Raw genomic sequence first — 13,054 nt, 5'->3', positions numbered from 1 at the left:
GCTTGCTCGCGAAAAACTCACAGGCGCCGCGTTCATTCAGAAAACACGCGTTATCGTTGACGTTTTTCGCGAGCAAGCTCGCTCCTACAGTCAGAGGATGCGTCAACGTCAGGGTGGGCTGTTTTTCAGGCGCCCTGCCGTATCGATACTCACCACCACCGACAACCCCGGTCGCAAGCGCTCACTCTCGGCCTGGTCCGGGTCCACGATGATGCGCACCGGCACCCGCTGGGCGATCTTGACGAAGTTGCCGGTGGCGTTGTCCGCCTGCAACAGGCTGAACTCGGAACCAGTGGCCGGGGAAATATGCTGCACCGTGCCATGGAACTTGCGGTGGTTCAGCGCATCCACGGTGAACGTCACCGGCTGGCCGACCTGCACATTGTCCATCTGGGTTTCTTTCATATTGGCAATCACCCACAACTGCTTGGGCACCAGCGCCATCAGTTGCGCGCCGGAATTGACGTAGGCGCCCAGGCGCACGCCGATCTGCCCGAGCTGACCATCCCGTGGTGCCGTGATGCGTGTATTGGACAGGTCAATGCGCGCCAACTCCACCGCCGCCTCGGCACTCGCGACAGCTGCCTCCAGGGAGCCGCGGTTGACGATTACCGTCTGCAAATCCTGGCGGGCGATTTCCAGGCTGGCCTGGGCCTGGGCCACGGCAGCGATGGTCTGTGCGTTGGCCGCACGGGTCACGTCCAGTTCGCGTTTGGACACCGAGCCATCGCTGATCAGTTCTTCATTGCGGCGCAAATCCGCAGTGCTCTTGCGTGCCTGGGCCTGGCTGTCGACCAGCGCGGCCTGGCGCAGCTTGATGGTCGCTTCGGCGCTGTTGCGTTGCTGCACCACGTTGGCCAACGAGGCCTTCTGCACCGCCAGTTGCGCCAGGGCCTGGTCGAGGCGTTGCTTGTAGATACGGTCATCCAGGCGCACCAGCAGGTCGCCGGTCTTGACGTACTGGAAGTCCTGCACCGGCACTTCGAACACATAGCCGCTGAGCTGCGGGCCGATAATCGTCACCTGCCCACGCACCAAAGCGTTCTCGGTGGTTTCCACCGCACTGCTGAACGGCGGCAGTTGCCAGGCGTACAGCACGATCAGCACACCGATGATGGCGATGGCGGCAAAGCCCAGGGACGAGACGATACGCACGCGCAAGGGCCGCAATTGGGTAGGCACCGCGCCCGGGGGCGTGCTGCCTTCCGGCGTGGCGGCGATGGCGGTCGTGGTGGTGGTTGAAGGTTCAGTCATGAAGTTGCGCCGCTGGGTTGAACAGGAGGAATTGCCTTGGTGGTGCTCATCAACCACAGGCTACGGGTGAAGATCCACAGCATGGTCAGGATCGCGATAATCGCGATCAGCATGAAGACATCGTTGTAAGCCATGACGTTCGCCTCGCGGGTGGCCGCCGTGGCCAGGCTGCGGATGCCCATGAGGTTGCGCAGTTCCGGGTCAGCGACGATCTTGCCATAGGCCGCGCCACCACTCTGCACCCGCGCCGCCACAAGCGGGTCGATCAGGGTCAGGTGCTCGACGATCATGCTCGAATGATACTTCTCGCGCACGATCTGGAAAGTGCCCAGCAACGCCGCGCCGATCAGGCCGCCAAGGTTCTGGCAGATTCCGAACATCACCGAGAAGCTCACCAGGTTGCGCGGGTTGGTCAGTACGTTTTTGGTGCCCAGCACCATGGTCGGCCCCAGGAAGAACGTACCGCCGAAGCCTAGCAGGAACTGGCTGATATAGAGGTTCTGCGGACGGGTCAGGTTGCTGGAAAAACTGTCCATCACCGAACCTGTCGCCATCAGCGCCAGGGAAATGATCAGCGGCATCAGCAAATGCGCCGGGTTGATCGTCAGCGCGCTGACCACCAGCCCGGCAATCGCCCCGGCCAGCATCACCACGTACAGGGTGTGCATCTGCTGGTAGCTCATGTTCAACATCTGCATGAACCCCACCGCACCGGTGGATTGCTCGGACAGCACCATGCGAATCAGCACCACCGCCAACGCCAGGCGGATCATCACGCCGCTGCCCAGCCAGCGCGTCATCAGCATCGGGTTGCTGCGGTTATGCTCGATGGCGAGCCCCGCCATGATCAGCACCAGGGAACAGGCGGAGGCCACGCCGATCCACGGCGCTTCCAGCCACCAATCGATGCGCCCAAGGGACAGCACCGCACAGAGCAACGCCACGCCGCTGGCGAGGATGGCGAAGGTGAGGAAGTCGAGTTTTTCAAAGGTCTTGAAGCGATCGCCCGGCGGCAGCTTGAGCAGGAACACGCAGCCCAGGCAGATCAGCGCCAGGCCCAGTTCGAACAAATACAGCCCGCGCCATTCAGCGATTTGCAGCAAGTCTTCGGAAAACAGCCGCGCCAGGGGCAGCGCCAACTGCGCGGTACCCAGCCCCAACACCAAAGCTTTCAAACGCCACTTGGCCGGGAAGGCCTGGATCATGTAGTACAAGCCCAACGAACTCAGCGCCGCACCCACCATGCCATGGGCGGCCCGTACCGCAATCGCCGAACTGAGGTCATTGACGAACAAGTGGCCGAAGGTCACCAGCGCGTAGAGCACCAGGAACACCTCGGTAAACGCGCGCAGGCCGAACTGTTGGCGAAACTTTACCAGCAGCAGGTTCATGCACACGTTGGTCATTACATAGGCGGCGGGCAGCCAGGCCATTTCCGCGGTGGTCGCGCCCAGGGCGCCTTGCAGGTATTGCAGGTTGGCGATGACCAGGGCGTTACCCAAGCCGCCGGTGATTGCCACCAGCACGCCGACCAGCGCGAAAAGCCAGCGCTTACGCGTAGGATGCAGCGGCGTCGACGGCGAGCCAGGCAGGCTCGGCCGCTCGTGGGGTTGCCAGGTGTGGGGGGTGTATTTATCCATTCGGTGACCTTGGTAAGCCGGGGTGCAAGGCCGGTGAATCCGTTACACAGAGGAACAGTAACCTGAGAGGCGTTCATGTTGCCATCTTGAGGACGCAATTGATCGTCAATGGGGCACAGTCAAATGGCGCCCACTGCCCGGCATCATTTGTCTTGCCCCTTCGCCCAGCGCTTGAACTCAGCGATCAGGGTCCGGCTTGATCGCTATATCAGGCACCGGCTTATAGAACGGTCCATAGTCCAGCAGTAGCTCCTCGCCTCTCTTGATGTCCTTGAGCGCCACATAGAACGTCAGGTTTTTCCCGACCGCGATGGACACGACATTGTTGGACATCCACGCAGGCCCCTCGCCCAGTTGCGAGGTATTGATCAGGCTCAGGGTGTTGCCAGTGTGCAGGCCGCTCACCGTCCGGGTACCCGAGCGCGTACCGAACAGGTAAGTCATTACAGCCCGCGAACCTTGCTTGCGCTGCTCCTCGAACAGTGACGCTTCGTCTGCATGGTATTTGCCTGCATAAGGGCCAAGCACTTCAAATTGGGGGATATCGCGCCGCGCCCATACCGAAGCACCGCGAGCCGGCCCCCCATCGTCCAACGGCGTGACCACCTCCAGGGCATCGTCAAATCGGGTCTGATGCTGGCCTTCGGTGCGCAGCCAGTCTTTGATCGACGCCTTGATCTGTGCTGAAACCCTCGCCTTAGTCGGGCTATCAAGCCCATCGAGCACGCCATTCCAGTGGGAGATGCGGATGTCATCGATCGGGCCTTCGAGTGATTGGGTCAAGCTGATTCTGGGGTTCACCGGGTCCTGCAGAATCGGCAGCGTGTTGTCGATCTGATGACGAGGCAATGTCGGGAAATCGCTAGGTTCAACCTTGATCACCACGGGCGGGACTGTCGAAGCGGGGGCTGGGGCCTCCAGGCCTTGCGTTGTGCCGGCGCCGACCTTTGATGGTGGCGGGTCCAAGGGCTCTGATGCGGGGCGTTTTCGTGGACTATCCGTAACCGATTGCCCAGGAATGGGGCGCGGCCCAGTGCCTTGCTGTAACCGTCCCAGACGTTGCGAGGCGTTCGCTGTAAACGAGCCGTCCGCTCTCACGTACTTACTCCAGAGGTCTGGACTAAGCCTGTGCTGTTGCACAAACTGCGCCTGCGTGACGGAGTTGTCTGCGCTCTCGGCAAGCGCTTGCCACTGGCGCAAAAGGTCACCGGTAATCCTGCGATAGGCGCCATCGGTTACATTCTTCATCAGGGCTTCGCCGGCCGCCGACAGGCCACCATCAGGACGGACATACGCTCTGAACGAATGCACACTCAGGTTATGCTGAACGGCGAACCCCTCCATGGTCATGGTCTCACGCGCCTGCTGCGTCAGCTTTTGCCACCTATCGATATGCGTTTCGGTCACCCTGCCCGCCGCCATGTTGGCAGAGCGGTCGCGCACCGTCACACCGGCAGGGCTCAGTTTGCCGTCAGGCTGCACGTAATACTCAAAGGTTCTCGGGGATAGATGTTTCTGGCGAGCAAAGCCCCTGCGTGTAAGGCTTCGTTGCTGCGCGGGCGGCAACGCCTCCCACTCGCGCAAATGCCCAGCCGTGATCAACTCCATGCGCGCCCTGGGAACATGGGTGACCGGACCCAGTGCGGCGCGCTCAAGGCGTTCGCTGGCGGTCTTTTTCAAGGAACCATCAGCGTTGACCCAGTCTCTCCAAGTGGCTGGATGGAGCCCGTTCTCGCTTGTGAACTGCGCTTGCGTGATCGCATTATTCGGGTCCTCGAAATAGGCTTTCCACTGGCGAAGGTGGTCGTCGGTAATCTTGTTAGGGGCAATACCGACCACCCTGTCCATCAGTTCTCTACCGACCGGCCCCAATGTACCGTCTCGCCGCACATTGGTTTTGAACGAGCCTGGATTAACGTGATAAAGCTCGGCAAACCCCTCGAGCGTCATTTCGTCACGCTCCGTCTGTGGCATGTCTTGCCAATCACGGATATGGGTTTCAGTCACGGTATAAAATGGCGTATTGGGTGCACGGTCGCGCACCGCCACGCCGATAGCGGTCAACTGACCATCTGGTTTTACATAGCGATTGAACACTTTCGGGTGCAGATGTTGCTGCCGGGCGAAGCCTGCGGGGGTAAGGCTTTGCTGCTGCTCCAATGATAACGCCTGCCAAGCGCGCAAATGATCGGCCATGGGGGTCTGGGCCTGAACAGCGGACGCCCGTGCGGCGCTTTGCAGTGCGCGTTCCAGACGCTGCGCGCCCGCCCCCTTCAACGAGCCGTCCGCGTTGACGTACTGCGCCCAGCTACGTTGGCTGAGCCCGTGCTGGCTCACGAACTGCGCTGACGTCAATGAGTTGCCTGGTTGCCTGAAAAGCTCATCCCACTGGCGTAAATGATCATCGGTAATCTGGTTACTTTTGGTGGGAACAGAGGAGTTGATCAGCGTTTCCCCGCGGGTCATCAGGGTACCGTCCTTGCGCGCATACGTTTTGAACGTACCCGGCCGAAGGTTATGAAGAACAGCAAACCCCTCCTGGGTCATTTCGTCACGCTGCGCCTGGGTCATGTTTTTCCACTCACGCACATGCGTTTCGGTCACCTTTGCGGTGAATGCGTTGGCAGGGCGATCACGCACGAGCACGCCGCTATCGGTTAACTGACCGTCTGGCTTTACGAAAAACTCAAAGGTTTTCTGTGTGAGTTTATTCTGCTTGGCAAAGCCCTTTCGGGTCAGCCTTATCTGCTCCTGCGGCGACAAGGCCTCCCAGGCCTTCAAGTGCTCAGCAGTGATCTGCCCGCCGCCGGGTGCCCCCAGGCGTTGCCATTCGTCGCCCTGTACATGCTGGACCAACAACTCGGTTTGCCGGTTGTTGTGATAAACCCGGGCCTGCACGGTGCCGTCTTCCGTGCGCGACACCTGGCGCACCTCATACACCGCTGTGTCACCGTTGCTGTCGGTATGGCGTATGTGCGAGGAGTGCCCATCGGCTGCCACATATACGCCCTGGCTGTTGCGTGTGAGCCCTGCGATTTTGGATTCAGGCACTTTGAAGTGCCCGAACAGCTCATGGCTCAGCTCACTTGGCCCATCGAAGCTCGCAGTGTCCACCTCACCGTCGACAGCCTGGGTTGCGGCCTTGAACTCATCGAGCGGGCCGCCATAAGGCCGCATCGCGTCGGCATCGAATGCATACCACTTGCCACCCTTGAGCACCGCGGCCCCCTCCACCGTCTGGCCTGCCACCTTCACGGTGCCGGTTGCGGCGGCCTCGTACTGTTTGCTGATCGCCTTCAACACGTCATAACTGCCGGTGGCGCCCCTGAGCTTGTTGACGGCCTTGACGCCTTTGGACAATACATAGAGACCAGCGCTACCCACCAACCTGGGCAAATCGCCCACCCCGCCGACGGGGTTGAGTACGTCAATGGCCGCCACGCCGATGACCTTGACCGCCCGCAATGCCTTGGCCCCGGCAGACAACGCAGAACGGCCGACCTTGAGCAACTTTCCTGCGGTGGCGGTGCCGGCGGTAAGAAAACCGAATACATCCAGCAAGAGGTCAAAAGCACCCGCGCCATACTGCCCGTTCTGAAAATTGACAATGGCGGACCTGAACGGGATCAGGTTCAACAAAAACTCGCTCAGCTGTGCGTTCGCCTTGTCCAAGGCGGTTTGCCCACGGGCCTGCTGTTTGATAGCGGGATCGTCGAGGTCCAAGTGTTCGACAAACGCCGTGGCAATCCCATGGGATCGAGCGCTGGTAAAGCTATCCCAAGGCGCGTTATTCAGCGGTCGCTCACGTCCCAGATCATCGGCTTTATGGCTGGGCGTGAATACTTTGGTCGTCGAAACCTTGTTGCCATCCCTGTCTTCCTTAACCTTTGTACTGTAAAGGCTCGTTTTTTCAATCGTGCCTTTATTGAAGTCGATGACGTAGGCGTGCGACGTGCCTTGCAGCTCGGTCTTGACCAGCAGCCCTGGTTCATTTTGAGCATACGTATTATTGAAATGCCCATCCATGACGTATGAGCCTTCCTGGAAAAAACTGACCTTTCCAAACTCGAAATGCTTGCGATCCTGTAAGGGCAGTTGCGAGATCATGTGCCTGACCGTTGTATTGACGGCGGCCTTTTTTTCCTCCATTGCACGGCTGAACTGCCGTTCGAATTCTGCCGGCACGCCAAATTGCCGATTGGCGTTCAAACTCGTTAGTACCCTTTGCAGGTCGTTGCCCTTGAGTGAGCTGCTGGGTTCGTGCGCCTTGAAAGGCCGGGACTCCAGCCAGTCGTCCATGGCGACATCCAAGAGCGAAATACCTCCCCCTTCAATCTTCACGTAGTGCTGATCGACAGCAAATACTTTCTCCTCGAAAAACGCGCCAAGGTCGCCAAATCGCTCCTTGAGCTTGGTCAGGGCGATCTCTTTTCGCGTGGGCAATGCCTTATCCAGTGCATGGGAGGCAGTGAGCCGGGTGTCCAGCTGCGCGTTGAATGCAGCCCTTGCCGATTCAAGTTGCGCGGGTGGATAGTCGCCATTCTGTCTTTTTGTGAGAATGCCACTGGCCACGGCCCAGTCCAGCAATGCCACCGTCTCTGCTGCTTGGGTAACTCCTGGGTCAACCCGCCGTGCTTCTTGCGCCTCGCTCATGACCTGGGCAAACGTCATGCCGGGGACTTTGCCCGGCGTCTGCGCCTCAATCGTCATTGCAGCAATCGCCAGGCTGGCCCATGCCTGGCTGCCGACTTTCACCGTCGCAGGAATGTCTTTGATCAGAAACTGCGGCGCCGACTTGGCCAGCAACAGGTACGCGCCGACACTTGCCAGTGCAGCACTGGTTTTGCCAGTACGACTCAAATGTTCGGCCAAGCCAGCCACCACCGTGGCTGCGTGGTGTCCCCCATGCGTGTCACCGCCCAGATCAAACCCAGCGACGCTGTTGCAATCGGGTGCGGTGATCGACTCAGGGTCCATCTGCAGTGCGATAGCGGCCAGTAGGTAATCGCTCGCGCTGCTTTCGCTGTCAATGCCCTGCATTGTTTGCTGCAGCGCGTTGCCCATCCGTTGCCCTTGCGGGGAATTGACCAGCGCTTCGAGTATTTTGGCCGGGTCGCTCCCCACTTCTGCCGGCAGCGGCTGGCGATACCGCAGAAACTCCAGTACGCCACCCTTGGTTTGCATCACCAGCGGTTGGTCGCCCAAAGGGTGTGCGTAATTCATCGTCGCAAGGCGCAAGCGCCGCTGCTCGTCTGCACTCAAGGGATTTGGCCAGGATAATGCCCCGCCCAAATGGCCCAGTGAGAAGACAGGACTGTTGGGTAATGGCAAATTCTGGCTGGGACGCTGGGGCGTCAACGACGGTTCAAGGTCATCGGCCACAAGCGGTGGCCGTTTTTCAGCTGCTGCCAAGGGAAGCGAAAAATGCGTATGTGCTGCGGTAATTGTCATAAAGCGCCTGTGCATAGTCGAAGAATCATCCAGGCAAAAGCGCGTTTCGGCGCTTGCGGCCGTTCACTGAGTGTCAGCGCTCAATGAGGAGGTTCCTGACCAAGTACAAGATTTCGTGACAGTGCACAGGTACAGCGTCAGAACAACGCGCTGGCTAGCATCCCAATCGCCACCACTCCACACAGGCTGGCGAACCCCACTTGCAACACCCGCGCGGGGATCACCGAACACAACCGCCTTCCCGCCAACATGCCGACGACGCTCGCACCAATAAACACCCAGCCCACCGGCTCGATGCTCACGCCCGCATGAAACGCACCGGCCACGCCGATCAGCGACAGCAGGCTGACCACCATTAACGACGTGGCGACGATCCCGCGCATCTGCACGTCGGTCAGTTGCTTGAACGCCGGCACGATCAGGAAGCCGCCGCCCACGCCCAGCAAACCTGAAACGGCGCCGGTCACCGCTCCCAACGCCGCCAGGGTGGCGCTGCATTTGGCGGTCCAGGCCAGGCGACCGGTCTGCTGGTTGAGCATGCAGTTTTTCTGGCCCCACGACGCCGCACCATGGTCACTCGGCCCGGCCTCGCGCTTTTCCCGTTGCAGCATGCGCCAGGCCACCAGCACCATCAGCGCACTGAACAGCCCCATCAGCACCGGTTCCGACAGTTGGTGGGCGACAAACACGCCCAACGGCGAAAACAGCGCGCCAAGCAAGGCGATCAGTAACGCCGCACGGTAACGCACCAAGCCATGACGCAAGCCATCAATGGCACCAACCGCTGCCGCTGCGCCCACCGCCAGCAACGACACCGGCGCGGCCTGGGTCATGGTCAAGCCCAGCCCCAGCACCAGCGCCGGCACCCCAAGGATGCCGCCGCCCGCGCCAGTCAGGCCCATGACCAGGCCCATCAATACACCCAACACACTGGCCAGCAGCATTCAGTCCACCTTGCTCAGACGGGTCAGCCACTCGCGGCCCTTGAGCATGCCATTCCAGTAGAACCAAGGCAGCAGCGTGGCCTTGAGGAACCACATCGAACGGCGTGCCTGCGTGGGATCGAGGGGAAAGGTCGGCAGCAACGTGCCGCCGTAGCCAAACTCGGCAAGCACCACCTTGCCCTTCTCCACCGTCAGTGGGCAGGAACCATAGCCGTCATATTTGAGCGGCAAAGGTGCCTGCTTGCGCAGGGCCAGCAGGTTTTCGGCCACCACCACGATTTGCTTGCGCACCGCCGCAGCAGTCTTGGCGTTGGTGGTGCCGCACACATCGCCCAGGCCGAAGATATGCGGGTAGCGCAGGTGTTGCAGGCTGTGGGGGTTCACTTCGCACCAGCCGGCGGCGTCGGCCAGCGGGCTCTGGCGGATAAAGTCCGGGGACAACTGCGGCGGTACGACGTGGAGCATGTCGAAGGTTTTCTCTTCGACCGTCGCGTTGCCTTCGGCGTCTTTGACTTCAAACCAGGCTTTGCGCGCCGGGCCGTCGACTTTCACCAGGTTGGAGTTGAACGCCAGGCGAGCGTTGTATTTTTCGACGTACTTCATCAGCGGCGGCACAAAGGTTGGCACACCGAACAACGCCGCACCGGCCAGGTTGAACTCGACGTCGATGTGTTTGAGGTCGCCCTGCTTGAGCCAGTGGTCGCAAGACAGGTACAGGGCTTTTTGCGGCGCGCCGGCACATTTGATCGGCATCGCCGGCTGGGTGAACAACGCCTTGCCACCCTTGAGCTGCTGCACCAACTGCCAGGTGTACGCGGCATGCTCGTAGCTGTAGTTGGACGTGACACCGTGCTGGCCAAGGGTGTCTTGCAGGCCTTCGATTTTTTCCCAGGCCAGGCGCAGGCCAGGGCAGACGATAAGGTTCTTCCAGGTGACGCGCTGGCCGCTGTCGAGCACCAGGGTGTTTTCATCGGGCAACAGTTCGCTGACGGCGGCCTGCACCCAGCTGACGCCATTGGGCAGCACATCGGCCAGGGGCCGGCGGGTCTTGTGCAGGTCGTAAGCGCCGCCGCCGACCAGGGTCCAGGCCGGTTGGTAGCAGTGGTAGTCGTTAGGTTCGATGAGGGTGATGTTCAGCTGCGGGTCGCGCTTGAGCAGGCTGGCCAGCAGGCCGATGCCTGCCGAGCCGCCGCCGATGACTACGATATCGCCACTGATGGTGGGTCCCCAGTGTTGTTCGGTCATTGTCTACTGCCTTTTTGAGTCAATGCACACAAGGGTCGCTGCCGGATGGCGTCACGCCCAGCTTTTGATGACCGCGCCGCAATACAGCCCGGACAGGGTTTTCATCACTTGAATCACTTCGTGGCTGGCCAACCCGTAGAAAATGTATTTGCCTTCCCGACGGGTGGCGACCAGCCCTTCATCGCGCAGGATGCCCAACTGTTGTGACAGGGTGGGCTGGCGTACGCCGGTCAGGGCTTCCAGCTCGCCGACGTTGCGCTCGCCCTGGGTCAACTGGCACAGGATCAACAAGCGATCTTCGTTGGCCAGGGCCTTGAGCAAGGCACAGGCCTTGGACGCCGATGCACGCAACTGGGCGACCTCGCCCTCACTCAACGTAGATTCCATTTGCCTCGGGTCCTTTAAGTCACTTAAGCTCAAAACATTATGTGTAAACGTAAACTGATTGTAACCACTTTTTTCTTCAGCAGAGACAGCCGCCATGCCAGCGTTGATTCAAGCCTTTCTGGATGACGCATCGTCGACCTACACCTATATCGTCTATGAAGCCGATGGCGGCCCCTGCGCCATCGTCGACTCGGTGCTCAATTACGACCCGGCTTCGGGGCGCACCGATACGGCACAAGCCGACAAGGTGATTGCCTTTGTGCGCGAGCATGGCCTGCACGTGCAGTGGCTGCTGGAAACCCACGCCCATGCCGACCACCTGTCCGCCGCGCCCTACCTGCGCCGCACCTTGGGCGGCAAGATCGCGATAGGCGAGTCGATCAGCAAGGTGCAGGGCGTGTTCAAGAACCTGTTCAACCTCGAGCCGGAATTTCGCGTGGACGGCTCGCAGTTCGATCACCTGTTTGCGCCGGATGAAATCTTTCATATCGGCAACTTGAAGGCCCAGGCGTTGCATGTGCCCGGACACACCCCGGCGGACATGGCTTATTTGATCGACGGCCGCTTGATCCTGGTGGGCGACACCCTGTTCATGCCCGACGTCGGCACCGCCCGCTGCGACTTCCCCGGCGGCGATGCGCGGCAGTTGTACGCGTCGATGCGCAAGCTGTTGGCGTTCCCCTCCGATACCAGGCTGTATGTGTGTCATGACTATCCGCCTGAAGGCCGTGAGGCCAGGTACCAGACCACCGTGGCGGAACAACGGGCGGGCAATATTCATGTGCATGATGGGGTGGATGAAGCGGCGTTTGTACAGATGCGCACCCAGCGTGATGCTGGATTGGGCATGCCAACGTTGTTGCTTCCGGCGATCCAGGTAAATGTGCGGGCTGGAAATATGCCGCCGGCAGAAGAGAACGGCGTGACGTACCTGAAAATCCCCCTCAACCAACTTTAGAAGCACCGATCCGCTGTGGGAGCTGGCTTGCCTGCGATAGCGGTGGGTCAGTTGGCCCATTTGCCCGATATACCGCTCTATACCGACCAACGGTAACCACGATGCGAAGCGAGCCGCTGTTGATCTGCTTTTGATCTTAGGCGCCCCGTTAAACCACGCTGGCCGGAATTCGACAGGGATTTGGGGGGTAAACCGGCAGGGATGCCGGTTTAGCCGCCCCGCGCCATGGATGGCGCGTGGCGGCGGCCCCCCAAATCACTGGCGGATTACGGGCACACCGAGCCTAAGCGAGGTGCCGAGTGGTGGGGCAAGAGCGCTTTGCTTACTTTCGCGCTTTTCGAAAGTGAGCCGCCGTCAGGGCGGAACCCTAAGTGGCCGTTACCGCAGGAATGGATATGTACACAATCCAGCTGCATTGACTGTGAGGCCGTCTTCGCAGGCAAGCCAGCTCCCACAGTTGGATCGTTAGGGTGTCAGGTAGGTAGTCGTCGGCTGTCAGGCCGCCATCGCAGGCAAGCCAGCTCCCACAGTTGGATCGCGGGGTGCCGTCATCACAGGCAAGCCCCACATTGTTCCGTGTTGAATCAGGAACCGAGGCTGATGCCGTTGGCCGGCAACGGCAGCGCGGTTTTGTAGCGCACTTGCTTCAAGGCAAAGCTGGAGCGAATGTTCGCCACCCCCGGCACCTTGGTCAAAAAGTCCATCATAAAGCGCTCCAGGGACTGGATCGTGGGCACCAACACGCGGATCAAATAGTCCGGGTCGCCGGCCATCAGGTAGCACTCCATCACCTCAGGCCGATCCGAGATCGCCCCTTCGAATTGCTGCAGCGCCAGCTCGTTCTGTTTTTCCAGGCTCACATGGATGAACACATTGACGTGCAGCCCCAGCAAATCAGCATCCAGCAGCGTGACCTGCTCACGAATCAGCCCCAGTTCTTCCATCGCCTTGACCCGGTTGAAACACGGCGTAGGCGACAGGTTGACCGAGCGGGCCAGGTCGGCATTGGTGATCCGGGCATTCTCCTGCAGGGCGTTGAGAATGCCGATATCGGTACGGTCCAGTTTGCGCATGAGACAAAATCACCTGTTTATTATGTTTATGCAGTTTTTTTATCCGCAAATGGCCGGCGACGCAATGAAACAGAGATAAATATTCTTCTACGCCACGCCTAT

General features: G+C 60.2%; 8 protein-coding genes. 1 reads left to right on the top strand and 7 read right to left on the bottom strand.

Translation table 11 applies throughout. The features are described 5' to 3' along the window. Positions 1–108 precede the first annotated feature (108 nt). The 6 genes from JFT58_RS12165 to JFT58_RS12140 form a co-directional block, all read right to left on the bottom strand. On the bottom strand, positions 109–1,254 hold the full coding sequence (locus JFT58_RS12165) for an HlyD family secretion protein (RefSeq protein ID WP_034127965.1): 1,146 nt from the start codon (positions 1,252–1,254) through the stop codon (positions 109–111). Beyond that, the gene (locus tag JFT58_RS12160; protein WP_034127966.1) at positions 1,251–2,894 is read right to left on the bottom strand and encodes an MFS transporter; all 1,644 of its coding nucleotides are present in this window, start codon (positions 2,892–2,894) and stop codon (positions 1,251–1,253) included. The genes JFT58_RS12165 and JFT58_RS12160 overlap by 4 nt, the downstream gene beginning before the upstream one ends. A 177-nt stretch (positions 2,895–3,071) precedes the next feature. After that, the gene (locus tag JFT58_RS12155; RefSeq protein WP_054898247.1) at positions 3,072–8,345 is read right to left on the bottom strand and encodes an SET domain-containing protein-lysine N-methyltransferase; all 5,274 of its coding nucleotides are present in this window, start codon (positions 8,343–8,345) and stop codon (positions 3,072–3,074) included. Between the two features lie 137 nt (positions 8,346–8,482). After that, positions 8,483–9,289, bottom strand: a complete 807-nt coding sequence (locus JFT58_RS12150) for a sulfite exporter TauE/SafE family protein (RefSeq protein WP_054898246.1) — start codon at positions 9,287–9,289, stop codon at positions 8,483–8,485. After that, a complete protein-coding gene (locus tag JFT58_RS12145; protein ID WP_054898245.1) occupies positions 9,290–10,534 on the bottom strand; it encodes an NAD(P)/FAD-dependent oxidoreductase in 1,245 nt (414 codons plus the stop codon). Between the two features lie 51 nt (positions 10,535–10,585). Beyond that, positions 10,586–10,921 (bottom strand): ArsR/SmtB family transcription factor, encoded by a 336-nt coding sequence (locus JFT58_RS12140; protein WP_003174875.1) that lies wholly within the window; start codon positions 10,919–10,921, stop codon positions 10,586–10,588. Between the two features lie 94 nt (positions 10,922–11,015). On the opposite strand from JFT58_RS12140, the gene JFT58_RS12135 reads away from it, so the two are divergent. After that, positions 11,016–11,879 carry an MBL fold metallo-hydrolase gene (locus JFT58_RS12135; protein WP_054898244.1) on the top strand — a complete coding sequence of 288 codons (864 nt, stop codon included), beginning with the start codon at positions 11,016–11,018 and terminating at the stop codon, positions 11,877–11,879. A gap of 584 nt (positions 11,880–12,463) precedes the next feature. On the opposite strand, the gene bkdR is transcribed toward JFT58_RS12135, so the two are convergent. Next, positions 12,464–12,952 (bottom strand): Bkd operon transcriptional regulator BkdR, encoded by a 489-nt coding sequence (gene bkdR, locus JFT58_RS12130; RefSeq protein ID WP_003174877.1) that lies wholly within the window; start codon positions 12,950–12,952, stop codon positions 12,464–12,466. Positions 12,953–13,054 lie beyond the last annotated feature (102 nt).

It is taken from the genome of Pseudomonas sp. MF6767 (genome assembly GCF_016405475.1).
GTDB lineage: Bacteria > Pseudomonadota > Gammaproteobacteria > Pseudomonadales > Pseudomonadaceae > Aquipseudomonas > Aquipseudomonas paracarnis.
Note: the sequence above shows the minus strand (reverse complement) of the source record. Positions and strands in the feature narration are given on the sequence as shown.

Excerpts from the sequence above, each read along its gene's own strand:
- JFT58_RS12145 (WP_054898245.1), bottom strand. The coding sequence starts at position 10,534 with ATGACCGAACAACACTGGGGACCCACCATCAGTGGCGATATCGTAGTC.
- JFT58_RS12135 (WP_054898244.1), top strand. The coding sequence starts at position 11,016 with ATGCCAGCGTTGATTCAAGCCTTTCTGGATGACGCATCGTCGACCTAC.
- JFT58_RS12160 (WP_034127966.1), bottom strand. The coding sequence starts at position 2,894 with ATGGATAAATACACCCCCCACACCTGGCAACCCCACGAGCGGCCGAGC.
- JFT58_RS12165 (WP_034127965.1), bottom strand. The coding sequence starts at position 1,254 with ATGACTGAACCTTCAACCACCACCACGACCGCCATCGCCGCCACGCCG.
- JFT58_RS12140 (WP_003174875.1), bottom strand. The coding sequence starts at position 10,921 with ATGGAATCTACGTTGAGTGAGGGCGAGGTCGCCCAGTTGCGTGCATCG.
- JFT58_RS12155 (WP_054898247.1), bottom strand. The coding sequence starts at position 8,345 with ATGACAATTACCGCAGCACATACGCATTTTTCGCTTCCCTTGGCAGCA.
- JFT58_RS12150 (WP_054898246.1), bottom strand. The coding sequence starts at position 9,289 with ATGCTGCTGGCCAGTGTGTTGGGTGTATTGATGGGCCTGGTCATGGGC.
- bkdR (WP_003174877.1), bottom strand. The coding sequence starts at position 12,952 with ATGCGCAAACTGGACCGTACCGATATCGGCATTCTCAACGCCCTGCAG.